Below are 13,631 nucleotides of genomic sequence, written 5' to 3' on the forward strand. Positions count from 1 at the left end.
ATTAAGTGTATTACACGCAGTAGTACACTTAATACAAGCCAGAAAGGAGACATTGCTCTTGCATATTCAACTTGATCCAAGAAGCAACACTCCGATATGGGAACAAATTGTTCAAAATATAAAAGAACTCGTATTAAAGAACATGTTAGCCCCAAGTGACAAACTACCTTCTGTACGCGAACTCGCTTCTTTACTCGTTATAAATCCAAATACAGTGAGTAAAGCGTACCAAGAGTTAGAGCGACAAGGGATTATTGAAACATTACGAGGAAAAGGAACATTTGTATCTCAATCGATTACCCCAACATTAGACGAAAGGAAAATCGCTATGGTTGAAAAGCAATTTCATCAATTACTATTAGAAGCCTCTTATCTTGGTGTTACGAAAGATAAAATTCATGATTGGATAGATTCATACTACAAAGAGATTGGAGGAAATGCGGATGCTGAAAGTGACAAGCTTGAAGAAAACAATTGATAATCAAACAATTTTAGATGATGTTTCTTTCACATTACAAAGAGGAAGTATCATCGGATTACTCGGAAGAAACGGTGCGGGGAAAACAACTTTATTACGAACGATGGTCGGCATTTTAGATCCTGATGAAGGGACTGTTACATATGAAGATACAAACATTCATCAGTGTCCAGAAATAAAGCAAAAAATCGTATATGTTCCGGATTCTACTAACATATTGAACGGATATACGGTAAAAGAAATTGTAAAGTTTTATAAAGAAGTTTATACCGCATTTGATGAAGCATATTTCTATGAACTGTTAGAACGTTTTAACTTACCAAACAAACGAATTCGTAGTTATTCAAAAGGAATGAAAGCACTGCTTGCCATCATTTTAGCCGTTTCTACAAAGGCAGAATATATCATTTTAGATGAACCGACAAACGGACTTGATCCTATTGTGAAAAGGCAAATTTTACAGTTTCTCGTTGGAGAAGTTGCAGAAAAAGAGATTACCATTTTTATCTCAACCCACCATTTAGATGAAGTGGAACAAATTGCAGATACAATTATTATATTAAAAGGCCATACTATCTCGTCTATTACATCACTAGACGATGCCAAATCACGATTTGCAAAAATACAAGTTGCTTATGAGCGGTCATTACCTCAAAAACTAGAAAACTTAAGCAATATTAAAATATTAAATCAAACAGGAAAAGTATTTACAATCTTAATTGAGGGAAATGTAGCTACAACACTGGAGAAGTTTTATAAAGAACAACCTATACTCATTGAAGAATTAACAATGTCACTTGAAGATGTCTTCGTTACGACACTGGAGGAGGATGGGTATGTTTCATAAGGCGTTGTGGATGTGGAATTGGAAACGCGGGAAATATGCTGTGTTACTATTCTTCTTTAGTTCGCTTTACATTTTATCTTTTGGATACTATAGAAGCGCTCAGGTACAACTTACTAATTACTATAGATTGCAAGAAAAGGGAACGTTCTATTACTATTATGAATTTTGGTCAAAGACAGGTAATAATTTTTGGCTAACTTTTCTTATTATTTGCTTAGCTTGTCTATTTATAGGATGGGAACGTAATAACCAGTCTAATACCCTAATGGCAATGCCATTTACAAGAAAAGATATTTTCTTTTCTAAATGGGCTTTCGGTTCATTCTGGATTATAGGGTCTCTCCTTGTAAACTGGATCCTTATGTACGCTATTTATAGAACAACCATTCATTTTGATTACCAATCATTCAGTCCGTTTCATCGATACTTTCTTTATGCAATTGTTTCTTATGTTGCAGTTTATACAACTGCACTATGCATCGGTACATTTACTGGAAGCATCGTTTCACAATTCGTTTTTTGTATCCCTTGGCTTCTAATGGGGCTTACATTTATTTCATTAGTATACAATTTTACAACAATCCATTTACAAGCTACAAATACTAAAAAATACAGCTTATACCAACCGCTTGATGAAATCAATCAAAAAACAAATATAGTTGCACCAATATATCGGTTTTCTATCACTTACGATTATGATCCAGTAGCACGCAAGAAAGAAAAAGATCCAACCACTTTAAGAGATCCAGCATCTTATCACTATTATTCGGCTAAATCGATGTTAGTCCCTATTTTTTACACAATAGTTAACCTATTACTTGGCACATATTTATACACACGATCACCAAATGAAAACGTTCAAAAGATATTTATTTTCCAAAAGCATTTAAAAATCTGGATATGGGGGACAACCATTTACTTTGCATTACTAGGTAGCTATAAAATGAATCAATTTCATTTCTTACCTAGCTACTATATCAGTTTGTTCCTCACTGGAATCATTACTTATGTTGTATTATCACGACTAACAAATTATAAAGTTTTTTAAAGGAGAGATCCTATGTTTCAAAAAGCATTATGGCTAAGAACGTATCAACAAAGTAAATATGTTGTATGGCTATTGTGGCTCAGCAGTTTCTATGCTTTATCATATACGTACTATATGGCTTCTATTGAACAACAACAATATCTACAGATGAACAAAGCGTGGAACTATATATATCATTACCACTTTAATTTAACACTTTTAACCCCTGTCATGTTGTTAGGTAGTATGCTTATCGTTCTAGCCTGTACTTTAATTGGGTGGGAAAGGCAAAATAACTCTAGCGACTTGTTATGGTCTATGCCCTTTAAACGTTCACACCTCTATATAACAAAGTGGTTGTTTGGAATCTGTAATATTGTTGCAATTGTCGTTTTAAACTGGGGATTATTTGCCTTTATGAAAAAAACAACTTTTCATAATAAATATCAAATCTTTTCCCCATTCCATACGTACTTTCTATACATGTTAATTGTGCTAATTGCTATTTATACACTTGCATTATGTATAGGAACGATTGCTGGAAATATCGTATCCCAAGGGATTATTACTGCTATTATAATCGTTTTTCCATTCTTACTACCATCTCTTATGGTAGGGGTAATTAGTGTTCATTCTAGCGCAGATGGGGAAAAGATTCATACTAAAATAAACAATATAACGGAAAATTTACGTATTTCTAGCCCAGCAGAAGAATTTAATATTGTATTTGATTACAATCCACAAAATGCTTACACCGATCCTAAAGGCGTTCGTCATGATGAACCAAATTTTTCATACATTCCTTCAGCCAAAACATTGATTGGACCTATTGCACATATTATTCTTTTATTACCACTTGGTATATATTTATATGTTCGTTCTGTCAATGAGCGAAATGGTAACTTCATATTATATCCGAGACTACAAAAAGCAGTTATCCTATGTGCTATTTTACTTATTGGAATCGTTGGAGGTTTAACATTAAATAGTACTCACTCATTGTCCAGCTTTTACATCGGATTTTTAGTGACTAGTTTCATTACGTATTTCTTCCTACCTAAAATATTAAAATGGAAGTTTACTTGGAACAGTAACTAAATTCAACAAAATCATATTTTTGCAATTGGTATTGGAGGGATAACATGTTTTATAAGGCTTTATGGTTACATCATTACAAGCAAAGTAAGTACATTCTTTTACTCTTTGCTTGTAGTAGTTTTTGGTTTTTACCTATTAGCTATTTTAATGATTTGCAGATTCAACTAACAAATCTTTCAGCAAACCATTTAAACTATTTCAGTTATAGTTTAAATGGGGATACTCTTATCATCCCCTTCATCCCAACTTTCATATTACTCGCTTGTTCATTAATAAGTTGGGAAAGACAAAATCAAACAGATTATCTGTTATTCGCAATGCCATTCACGAGAAAAGAACTTTTTCTTTCTAAATGGCTGTTCGGGGCAATTGCAATTGTATTCATAATGAGCCTTAATATCATCTTAATGTATTTTATCCTAAAGATTAATCTATTTAACCAATATCAATCTTTTGGGCCAATACTTACATTATTATGTTATGTTACCATTACATGGATTGCGATTTTTACAATAGCCATTTTTATTGGAACAATTGCTGGTAATGTCATTTCACATAGTATATTAAGCTTAGCTTTTATTATATTACCATCTGGATTAAGCGTGTTACTGTTTCATTTCACTTGGATTCACACAAATATATCTACAACTGAATTTTTCCTTAAAAAGGCGAATTACACATCATATGTAGAGAACATTGAAGTTTTTGCACCTACTAATAATACTTATATATCCTATACATTTAATCCAGAAGTAAAAGAAGTAAAAATTAATAATCTAAAAGAATCCGTTAAGGTGCACCACCAATTCCAGCCCATCTGGAAACTTATCACTCCGATTCTGTATATTCTCATTCTTTTACCATTAGGAGTATTTTTCTATAATCGGACAAAAAATGAAAATAACGGTAAAATATTATTATTCACTAAACTACACCGTCTATTTATACCGTGTGTCACAATATGTTTTGCGCTATTAGGAGGCTGGTTAACAGGTGAAAAAAATGATCCGATATTAAGTTATTACGCTGGATTCATAATAATAGGAGTATTTAGCTATGTAATACTTAACTATTTCATAAATAAAAAATTTTTACTTCGTACGAAATAACCTCCTCATAACGAGGAGGTTATTTCACATTCTCTCTTCTTTTCCCATACTCTTTTTCTTGCTTCGTTCCAAACCCATCACCATTCGCCACGATTTGATCTGTTGGAGCAACTATGCTTTCAGCAATTCTCCATTCTCCCCCTTGCTGAATAAACACTTGCATAAAATAATTCATTCCATTTAATTGATACGAATTTTCTTTTTTCACTTCGTAACGTGCTGCAACATAATATACTTGCACATTCTCAGCCTCAAACTTAGAAATATATTGTGATAATCTCGGGATGTACTGCGATGCTTTTTGAAGTGGCAGTTGTTTTACTTTTACAAGAGAAGACTTTGTTACATTACTGATCGTATCTTCATGCCGAATGTTATCACTATGGTGAAATAAAATAGCATTCTGCATTGAACGAATCCATAGTTTTGAATATAAAACAGGTTGCTTATTTGAAATATGTTGTAATTCTTTTTGAACGACTTGAAGAGGCGTTGCGGCATCCGCGAATTGATGAAAGCAGAAAAAACTTCCAATCATAATAAGAAGCATAGAAATACGTTTCATAATTTTTCACTCCGATTCTTTTTAATTAAAGTATTGGAGTTTCAAAATGTTTTTATTCAAAAGAAAAAGGATAGGAAAGCTTTCGCTTCCTATCCTCATTTATTATAATACGCGGCCAAATAGCTCTAACACCATTTCTATTTCTTGGTCGCTCCAACCTTTAAATCTATCTTTATAATATTCTTTACGCACAGCTTCAAGTTTTTCAGTTACTTCTCTTCCGTGTTCTGTAATTTCTAAGTACACGATACGACGGTCTGAATTTGAACGCTTTCTTTCTACAAACCCTTTTCGTACGAGACGATCAGTAACAGCTGTAATATGACTGGAGGTTACGTTTACTTCACTCGCAATTTGCGAAGCCATCTGTGGACTGTTTAAAAATAACGCGCGTAATACAGAAAATTCATTGTATGGCATATGTTCTGCAAAACGTGTATTAATATCATTTTGTAATAAACGTATCATCTTTCGAAATGATCCGGATAATTCTAAAATCAGTGTTTCTCTTTTTTCGTTCACTAGCCTCGTCCCTTTTTTATCATATTTACACATATTATAATCTATAAATACCCTCGTTGTATATGCTTTCTTTCTGTAACATTCCCATTTATGTAACTTTTTCATACAAATTTCTTTTTTGTTCACACATATACATATAAATAAGGATGGTGATGGAAGATGCAAGGTGGAATGAACCCTTATTTACACAATGTACGTACAGCTAATACTGGAAAAGAAGCTACCATTACAGTGCAAGGTGAAGGTGTTGTAAAAGCAAAACCAAATGTTGTTATATTAACGATTGGTATTCGTACAGATCATAAAAATGTAAAGCAGGCACAAGAAGAAAATGCAGTGCAATCACAACAATTATTAGATGCACTAAAACAACTAGGTATTGCCGACAAAAATATAGAAACCATTTCATATACGATTACGCCCCAGTACGAATATGTAAATGATAAAGCATTACTACAGGGATACCGTGTGGAACATTTGTATGAAATTACCGTTTTAAATGTACAAAAAGCAGGGGAAGTATATGATATAGCCGTTTCAAATGGAGCAAACTTAGCAAAAGGTTTACGTTTTCGAATATCTCACCCAAATAACTATTATGAGCAAGCTCTCATTCAAGCTCTGCAACAAGCGGTAGAAAAAGCTCGTGCTATTGCGAGTACATACAATTTAAACATTAATCCTGTTCCCCTCTCATTCGTTGAAGAATCTGCCCAATTACCACGGGAAGTGACGTCCTTTGCTACTTTACATGCGCAAGCAGCTCCGCCCATTCAATCGGGAGAATTAGAAATCATTTCAACAATACGGGCGATTTTTACGTATTTATAAATAATTTCATTTATAAGTAAACGTTATCATTTTCCTTGTTGTAAAAACATGATGTTCTGATATAATAAAGGACGGTGAGCTCTTACAAAAGAGATATCACGGGTGGGAGAGGGATATGAAAAAGAAGGTTTAACATGAAAGGAATACTTGAAAGAACATTTAAATTAGGTTTACACGAAACATCACCAAAACAAGAAGTTTTAGCTGGAGTTACGTCATTTTTCACGATCGTATATATTATGATTGTAAATGCATCAATTTTATCCGATGCTGGCATTCCTCTTGAAGCTGGAATTTTAGCAACTGTTTTCAGTTCATTTGTCGGATGTCTGCTCATGGCATTTTGGGCAAATGCACCTGCTATTCTTGTCCCTGGTATGGGTGTAAATGCATTCTTCACGTACACTGCTGTGCATACGCTCGGATTAACTTGGCAGGAAGCATTAGCGGCTGTCTTCATCTCTGGTATTATTTTTGCAATTGCTGCGTTTACACCAATCGCTCGCGTGCTTTCAGTATCGATTCCAAAGTCATTAAAGGAAGCTATTACTGTCGGCATCGGATTATTTTTAGCATTTATCGGATTGCAAAAAGGTGGTTTAGTCGTTTCGAATCCAAATACTGCTGTTGCAATGGGTAAATTAAGTAGCCCTGTCGTTCTTGCGACAATACTTACTCTTATCATTGCACTTGTACTATTTATTCGTAACGTACGTGGAAGCTTTTTATGGACGATTGCAATAGGAACTGGTATTGCATGGCTATTTGGTCTTGTTGATACAAGTCAAATCGGAAATAGTTCATTCTCATTCGCGAGTTACGGCGATGTGTTTGGAGCTATGTCATTTGGCAAACTTTCTTCCTTACCGTTTTGGATTGCAACATTCTCCTTAAGCATGGTGCTTATTTTTGAGAACATGGGACTTCTGCACGGTTTATTAGAAGATGACCGTAAATTCCCACGTGCTTACCAAGCCAATGCAATTTCAGCAATGACATGTGGTCTATTTGGCACAAGCCCTACCGTATCGACAGTAGAGAGTGCCGCAGGTATTACTGCAGGCGGAAAGACAGGTCTGACGTCTATCGTTACAGGGTTGTTATTCTTTGCATCACTGTTTGCACTTCCGTTTGTCAAACTAATTCCTGATAGTGCCATTGCACCAATCTTAATTATTATTGGCGGCCTGATGATTACAAGCATTCAGCAAATTCCTCTGAACGATTTTTCAGAAGGATTTCCAGCGTTCTTAATTATCGTCATGATCCCGCTCACATATAGTATCGCTGATGGCATTGCGTTCGGATTTATTGCTTATCCTATCTTAAAAGTTGCTCTTGGAAAGCGTAAAGAAGTCGCACCGTCTATGTATATCGTTACATGCTTATTCTTAGCCATGTTTGTATTACATGCTATTGGTTAAAAAAACACCGAGGAATTTTCCTCGGTGTTTTTTTACTTAAACCATCCTTTTTTATAAAACCAAGCCATCATGCCACCGCCAATTAGTGCCATTAGAAGTAGACAAACAAAATAACTATATTGTCCACCAAGCTCTGGCATATGCGTAAAGTTCATTCCGTATACTCCCGCAATAAATGTTAATGGCATGAAAATAGTCGAGAATACAGTTAATGTTTTCATAATGTTATTCATATGATGTGAGTTTAATGAAAAATAGCTATCTCGAATATCTGCCGTCAACTCCCGGCTTGCCTCAATCATTTCTGTCAGTTTCAGTAAATGATCATGTATATCTTTAAAGTAAATTTCATGATCACTGATACCGTAAAAACGAGTCGAATTTAAAATACGATACAATAAATCACGCATCGGAATGATTGTACGCCTTAGTTTCGATAAATCTGCACGTATATCAAATACTTCTTCTAACACACTTCCTGCTGTCTCGCCCGTTAAATTATCATCAATGGCATTTAAATGATCCTCAATGTAATATACAGGCGCAAAATAGTCGTCCACAATTTGGTCGATAATAGTATGCGCTACGTGTAAAGGACTATTTTTAATACGCTTCTTTTCTCCAAGTGTTTTCCATACTCTTTCGATTGCATTATTATGAGAAAAGTGGAAAGAAACAATATAACGATCACTTATAAATAAATCGATCTCGTGCGGTTCTAATCCATCCTCACCAAATGCATGAAGAACTAAAAAGTTATATCCATCATAAAAATCAACTTTTGGCCTCTGTACATATTCTATACAGTCTTCAATCGCAAGAGGATGGAATTTAAAATGATCTTGTAAAATGTATGTATACTCTTCTTTCGTTGGCTTATATAAATCTAGCCAATACCATACAATATGGTCTTTCTTTGTTTCCTCTAGCGAAACATCATATAATACTTCATTTGTTTTTGTTATTGCACAAATTCTAATCATAATTTCACCCATTATTATTATAAACAAAAAATAGCAAAAAAAGCCAAGGAGAAATACTCCTTGGCCTTTTTTTATTACTTCGTTACAATACCATGCACTAAAGTTGGTGCATCTACGTGGTCTGTAGAGATCTTCATGTTCTCATAAATTTTTGCTTTTACATCTTCCACATTTTCACGGTTTGCGTAAATGGTAACAAGGGATTCACCTTTTTTCACGCTGTCCCCTACTTTTTTACGAAGCATTAAGCCAACCGCTAAATCAATTTCAGATTCCTTCGTCGCACGTCCTGCTCCTAAAAGCATTGCTGCTGTTCCGATTTCATCTGCAACGATTTCTGATACATAACCGTCTTCTTTCGCTTCTACTTCAATTTTAAACTGTGCTTGTGGTAATTTAGAAGGGTCATCAACAACAGATGCATCGCCGCCTTGCGCTGATAAGAACGTTTTAAATGATTCTAGCGCTTTACCGTTGTTCATGACTTCAATTAATTTCTCACGTGCGTCTTCTAAAGATGAAGCTTGTCCAGCAAGGTATACCATTTGACTTCCAAGTGTTAAACATAACTCTTCTAAATCTTTCGGTCCTTTACCTTGTAACGTATCAATTGCTTCTTGTACTTCAAGTGCGTTACCAATCGCCTCACCAAGTGGTTGACTCATATCAGAAATAACAGCCATCGTATTACGACCAACATTATTACCAATGCGTACCATTGCTTCTGCTAAACGTTTTGCATCTTCATCTGTTTTCATAAATGCACCTGCTCCAGTTTTTACATCAAGAACAATTGCATCTGCACCAGCAGCAATTTTTTTACTCATAATCGAGCTTGCAATAAGCGGAATTGAGTTTACTGTTGCCGTTACATCACGAAGTGCATACAATTTTTTATCCGCAGGTGTTAAGTTTCCACTTTGACCAATAACTGCGATTTTATTTTCATTTACAAGACGCATGAATTCATCATTTTCGATTTCAACATGGAATCCTGGAACTGCTTCTAATTTATCAATTGTACCACCAGTATGTCCTAGACCACGTCCAGACATTTTTGCAACCGGTACACCTAAAGCGGCTACTAATGGACCTAATACAAGTGTTGTTGTATCACCAACGCCACCTGTTGAGTGCTTATCTACTTTTACTCCTTCAATAGCTGATAAGTCGATTGTATCACCGCTATTTACCATTGCCATCGTTAAATCAGCACGTTCTTGATCGTTCATATCTTGGAAGAAAATTGCCATTGCAAGTGAACTTACTTGATAATCAGGAATATCACCATTCGTATATCCTTCAACAATAAAGTTAATTTCTTCTGTTGTTAATGCATGTCCGTCACGTTTTTTTGCAATTAGGTCCACCATTCTCATTGTGAGGTCACCCCTTCATTTGTTTTACGATTGCTTTTACTAATGCTAAGAAGTTAGCTTTAACACGTTCTGTCGTTTCGATTACTTCATCGTGGTGAAGTGGCTGATCTAAAATACCAGCTGCCATATTTGAAATACAAGAAATACCAAGTACTTTCATACCAGCATGACGCGCTACAATTACTTCAGGTACTGTTGACATACCAACTGCATCTCCGCCAAGTGTACGAAGCATACGAATTTCAGCAGGTGTTTCATATACAGGACCTGTCATTCCAACGTATACACCTTCTTGTACTTTAATATTTAAGTCTGCTGCGACTTGTTTCGCCATTTCACGAAGCTCTGTCGTATATGATGTAGACATATCAGGGAAACGTACACCCATCTCAGAATCATTTGGTCCGATTAATGGATTTGTACCCATGAAGTTAATATGATCTGAAATTAACATAAGATCGCCTGGCTCGAATGATGTATTTACACCACCAGCTGCATTTGTTACAACAACAGTTTCTACACCTAGTTCTTTCATAACACGAACTGGGAATGTTACTTTTTGCATGTCGTATCCTTCATAGAAGTGGAAACGTCCTTGCATTGCTACTACTGTTACACCTTGAAGTGTACCGAATACTAATTGACCTGCATGTCCTTCTACAGTTGATACTGGGAATTCAGGGATTTCACTGTAAGGTACTGTTACTGCGTTCTCGATTTCATCTGCTAATACACCTAGTCCTGATCCAAGGATTAGGCCTACTTGTGGCGTTTCTTGAAATTTCTCTTTTAAGTATGAAGCTGATTTTGTAATAAGTTCACGATTCATTTGTTTATCCCCCTATTTCTTTAGCTCGTTTAAGAAGCTTGTTCCGTGTTCTGGCATTTTCACGCCGAAGTTTTCTGCTACCGTTGCACCAATATCAGCAAATGTTTGGCGAAGTGATAATTCTTGTCCGCCTTCTTTCATGCTTGGGCTATATGCTAATAACGGTACATATTCACGTGTATGATCAGTACCAGGATGTACTGGATCATTACCATGGTCTGCTGTAATTAATAATAAATCATCTTCTTTTAGTTTTTCAAATACTTCCGGAAGACGTGCATCATAGTCTTGCAGCGCTTCTCCATATCCTTGTGGATCACGGCGGTGACCGAATAATGCATCAAAGTCAACTAAGTTTAAGAAGCTAAGACCTGTAAAGTCCATGTTTAATGTATCTACAAGCTTATCCATTCCATCCATGTTAGACTTCGTACGAAGTGATTCAGTTACACCTTCACCATCATAGATGTCAGAGATTTTACCGATAGCAATCACATCGTAGTCACTATCTTTTAATTCATTCATTACCGTACGGCCGAATGGTTTTAACGCATAATCATGACGGTTTGGTGTACGTGTGAATTTCCCTGGTTCTCCAACGAATGGACGAGCGATAACGCGACCTACCATGTACTTTTCATCTAACGTTAATTCACGTGCAATTTTACAAATTTTATATAACTCTTCAAGTGGCACTACTTCTTCGTGTGCTGCGATTTGTAATACGCTATCAGCAGAAGTGTAAACGATTAAAGAGCCTGTTTCCATTTGTTCTTGACCAAGTTCATCAAGAATCTCAGTTCCAGAAGCTGGTTTATTACCGATGATTTTACGACCTGTTTTTTCTTCTAATTCATCAAGTAATTCTTTCGGGAATCCTTCAGGGAACACTTGGAATGGTGTATCAATGTAAAGACCCATGATTTCCCAGTGTCCTGTCATTGTATCTTTACCAGTAGATTTTTCTTGCATTTTTGTATAATATCCAAGTGGTTTTTCTACTTTAGAGATACCTTTCATTTCACGAATGTTACCAAGACCTAATTTCACCATATTAGGCATTTGTAATCCATTCATATGTTCAGCAATGTGACCGATTGTGTCAGATCCTAAATCACCAAATTGTTCAGCATCTGGTGCTTCACCGATTCCAACAGAATCCATTACGACTAGGAATATACGTTTATATTTATTCATAACTGCGACCTCCTATAAGTTCAGTTCTACTTCTTGTAGTATGTTCAAAACGCTATAAAGTGAAACTGTTCTCCATAAGAATTATCTTTCGTTCTCATTGTCAAACAGTACTTCTTTAAATGATTCTCTAACCTATTTCGTTTACTTTGAAACGACTCAAAAACATTTCTAGTTTTTTCTAAGTCAGATGTCAGACATCTGATACGGATATCATACCATGTTTACGCTTTCTTTTTAATACATTTTCGTAGATTTTCTCATTTTCTTCACACTTCTATTGTAATCCATTATGCAAAGAAGTGCTAATTATTTCATGATTTATTTCTTCATATAAAATGAAAAATTAATTAGCTCACAAATAACGAGATAAAGTGAAACTTTAATCAGTGGGGGGGTTCTTCATCCCCCACTGATTATTAGTTGAACCAATCGGACTTTTATGGGCAGTTGATCCCCCACCTAACTTCTTTGCTTTCGTTGAATTTTGAGGTGGGGTCTTACTGCCCATTAAAGCGGGATAAAAATAAAAAAAGCAGCTCTAAAGAGCTACTTTTTATTTTACTTCTACTGTTTCTTCTTTATGTTCATGCAATTCACCTTTTTTAACATGAACTTTCACTTTGTAAGAACCGTTTTCTTTGAAAGTATGTTTCGTTTCATACTCTCCTTTATTTCCTTCTTTCGCTGGAATAAATTCGTGCTTTTCAACACCATCTTTCCAAATCTCAAGTTGTACTTCAGCACCAGTTAACGCTTCTTCTTTTTGTTTTAAATGAACTTTCATAGTCGATTCAGCGTTTGCTTTTATGTCACCAGCCATAAGGTGGATCATTGTATCGCTTTTATGATCGCCATGCCCTGCACCGTGATCACTATTTTCTTTTTTCGCATCTTCTACTTTTGCATTTCCTACAGCCACTTTATGTTCTGGCATAACATGCATATCGCGTGCATTTGTATGAGGAATAATATGATATACTCCATCAGTTTCAAATGTTTTCTCTACTGCATAAACACCTTTTCCTTTATGCTTACCATCTAACATCTCGTGTTTCTCGTCGCCATCTTTCCAAATTTCAAACTTTACGTCATCAGCATCCGTTACTCTTTCTTTTCCTTGCGTAACAAGTGCTTGTACTTCTGTTTTTTCACCAGGTTTAATTTCTTTCGGATTCGTTTGAACCGCTACGTTTATACTTTCAAGTTTCTTTTCTTTTTTCGGTTCTTCTTTGTTTGTATTACAGCCAGCCAATGCTAACATCGCGATAAATAATGTCATAATAAGTTTTTTCATCATCATTTCCTCCTTTATACCTTATTTAGTATAGAGGAAATGCATTGT

The 13,631-nt window shown here is 35.3% G+C and carries 14 protein-coding genes; 7 read left to right on the forward strand and 7 right to left on the reverse strand.

What is annotated here, in order from left to right; genetic code table 11:
* Positions 1–58: 58 nt before the first annotated feature.
* Genes MR115_RS04945 through MR115_RS04965 form a run of 5 tightly spaced genes read left to right on the forward strand, consistent with a single transcriptional unit; the run spans position 59 to position 4,559 of the window.
* The gene (locus MR115_RS04945) at positions 59–478 is read left to right on the forward strand and encodes a GntR family transcriptional regulator (RefSeq protein WP_000548033.1); all 420 of its coding nucleotides are present in this window, start codon (positions 59–61) and stop codon (positions 476–478) included.
* Positions 444–1,325 carry an ABC transporter ATP-binding protein gene (locus MR115_RS04950; protein ID WP_242240241.1) on the forward strand — a complete coding sequence of 294 codons (882 nt, stop codon included), beginning with the start codon at positions 444–446 and terminating at the stop codon, positions 1,323–1,325. Before MR115_RS04945 ends, MR115_RS04950 begins: the two co-directional genes overlap by 35 nt.
* Positions 1,315–2,373: an ABC-2 transporter permease gene (locus MR115_RS04955; protein ID WP_242240244.1), complete on the forward strand. Its 1,059-nt coding sequence runs from the start codon at positions 1,315–1,317 to the stop codon at positions 2,371–2,373. The genes MR115_RS04950 and MR115_RS04955 overlap by 11 nt, the downstream gene beginning before the upstream one ends.
* 12 nt (positions 2,374–2,385) lie before the next feature.
* Positions 2,386–3,450 carry an ABC transporter permease subunit gene (locus tag MR115_RS04960; protein WP_242240247.1) on the forward strand — a complete coding sequence of 355 codons (1,065 nt, stop codon included), beginning with the start codon at positions 2,386–2,388 and terminating at the stop codon, positions 3,448–3,450.
* Between the two features lie 44 nt (positions 3,451–3,494).
* Positions 3,495–4,559 carry an ABC-2 transporter permease gene (locus tag MR115_RS04965; RefSeq protein WP_242240248.1) on the forward strand — a complete coding sequence of 355 codons (1,065 nt, stop codon included), beginning with the start codon at positions 3,495–3,497 and terminating at the stop codon, positions 4,557–4,559.
* 19 nt (positions 4,560–4,578) lie between these two features.
* Here the strand turns inward: MR115_RS04965 and MR115_RS04970 are convergent, their stop codons facing one another.
* Together MR115_RS04970 and MR115_RS04975 are read right to left on the reverse strand one after the other, a co-directional pair.
* Positions 4,579–5,124, reverse strand: a complete 546-nt coding sequence (locus MR115_RS04970) for a hypothetical protein (protein ID WP_097816960.1) — start codon at positions 5,122–5,124, stop codon at positions 4,579–4,581.
* Between the two features lie 102 nt (positions 5,125–5,226).
* Complete coding sequence (locus MR115_RS04975) at positions 5,227–5,646, reverse strand: MarR family winged helix-turn-helix transcriptional regulator (RefSeq protein WP_061679124.1); 420 nt, start codon at positions 5,644–5,646, stop codon at positions 5,227–5,229.
* A gap of 159 nt (positions 5,647–5,805) precedes the next feature.
* Between MR115_RS04975 and MR115_RS04980 the strand changes: the two genes are divergently transcribed.
* Both MR115_RS04980 and MR115_RS04985 read left to right on the forward strand, forming a co-directional pair.
* Positions 5,806–6,477, forward strand: a complete 672-nt coding sequence (locus tag MR115_RS04980; protein ID WP_242240251.1) for an SIMPL domain-containing protein — start codon at positions 5,806–5,808, stop codon at positions 6,475–6,477.
* Positions 6,478–6,611: 134 nt separating this feature from the next.
* Positions 6,612–7,901 carry an NCS2 family permease gene (locus tag MR115_RS04985; protein WP_242240253.1) on the forward strand — a complete coding sequence of 430 codons (1,290 nt, stop codon included), beginning with the start codon at positions 6,612–6,614 and terminating at the stop codon, positions 7,899–7,901.
* A gap of 32 nt (positions 7,902–7,933) precedes the next feature.
* On the opposite strand, the gene corA is transcribed toward MR115_RS04985, so the two are convergent.
* The 5 genes from corA to MR115_RS05010 all read right to left on the reverse strand — a co-directional run bounded on the left by corA (position 7,934) and on the right by MR115_RS05010 (position 13,586).
* Entirely contained in the window at positions 7,934–8,896 is a 963-nt protein-coding gene (corA, locus tag MR115_RS04990) for a magnesium/cobalt transporter CorA (protein WP_061679123.1), read from the reverse strand.
* A 62-nt stretch (positions 8,897–8,958) separates the two neighbouring features.
* The gene (locus MR115_RS04995; protein WP_061679095.1) at positions 8,959–10,263 is read right to left on the reverse strand and encodes a pyrimidine-nucleoside phosphorylase; all 1,305 of its coding nucleotides are present in this window, start codon (positions 10,261–10,263) and stop codon (positions 8,959–8,961) included.
* A 7-nt stretch (positions 10,264–10,270) separates the two neighbouring features.
* Positions 10,271–11,092 (reverse strand): purine-nucleoside phosphorylase, encoded by an 822-nt coding sequence (locus tag MR115_RS05000; protein WP_001078444.1) that lies wholly within the window; start codon positions 11,090–11,092, stop codon positions 10,271–10,273.
* 12 nt (positions 11,093–11,104) lie between these two features.
* Positions 11,105–12,289, reverse strand: coding sequence for a phosphopentomutase (gene deoB, locus MR115_RS05005; protein WP_097816965.1), 1,185 nt, complete (start codon positions 12,287–12,289; stop codon positions 11,105–11,107).
* Positions 12,290–12,842: 553 nt separating this feature from the next.
* Positions 12,843–13,586, reverse strand: a complete 744-nt coding sequence (locus MR115_RS05010; RefSeq protein WP_141434974.1) for a FixH family protein — start codon at positions 13,584–13,586, stop codon at positions 12,843–12,845.
* Between the last annotated feature and the right edge of the window lie 45 nt (positions 13,587–13,631).

This window comes from Bacillus cereus group sp. BfR-BA-01309 (assembly GCF_022664315.1).
GTDB lineage: Bacteria > Bacillota > Bacilli > Bacillales > Bacillaceae_G > Bacillus_A > Bacillus_A mobilis.

Bases quoted from the DNA above. Each gene is read 5' to 3' on its own strand.
- MR115_RS04950 (WP_242240241.1), top strand. From the start codon at position 444: ATGCTGAAAGTGACAAGCTTGAAGAAAACAATTGATAATCAAACAATT.
- MR115_RS04985 (WP_242240253.1), top strand. From the start codon at position 6,612: ATGAAAGGAATACTTGAAAGAACATTTAAATTAGGTTTACACGAAACA.
- MR115_RS05010 (WP_141434974.1), bottom strand. From the start codon at position 13,586: ATGATGAAAAAACTTATTATGACATTATTTATCGCGATGTTAGCATTG.
- deoB (WP_097816965.1), bottom strand. From the start codon at position 12,289: ATGAATAAATATAAACGTATATTCCTAGTCGTAATGGATTCTGTTGGA.
- MR115_RS04980 (WP_242240251.1), top strand. From the start codon at position 5,806: ATGCAAGGTGGAATGAACCCTTATTTACACAATGTACGTACAGCTAAT.
- MR115_RS04965 (WP_242240248.1), top strand. From the start codon at position 3,495: ATGTTTTATAAGGCTTTATGGTTACATCATTACAAGCAAAGTAAGTAC.
- MR115_RS04955 (WP_242240244.1), top strand. From the start codon at position 1,315: ATGTTTCATAAGGCGTTGTGGATGTGGAATTGGAAACGCGGGAAATAT.
- MR115_RS05000 (WP_001078444.1), bottom strand. From the start codon at position 11,092: ATGAATCGTGAACTTATTACAAAATCAGCTTCATACTTAAAAGAGAAA.
- MR115_RS04970 (WP_097816960.1), bottom strand. From the start codon at position 5,124: ATGAAACGTATTTCTATGCTTCTTATTATGATTGGAAGTTTTTTCTGC.
- MR115_RS04995 (WP_061679095.1), bottom strand. From the start codon at position 10,263: ATGAGAATGGTGGACCTAATTGCAAAAAAACGTGACGGACATGCATTA.
- corA (WP_061679123.1), bottom strand. From the start codon at position 8,896: ATGGGTGAAATTATGATTAGAATTTGTGCAATAACAAAAACAAATGAA.
- MR115_RS04960 (WP_242240247.1), top strand. From the start codon at position 2,386: ATGTTTCAAAAAGCATTATGGCTAAGAACGTATCAACAAAGTAAATAT.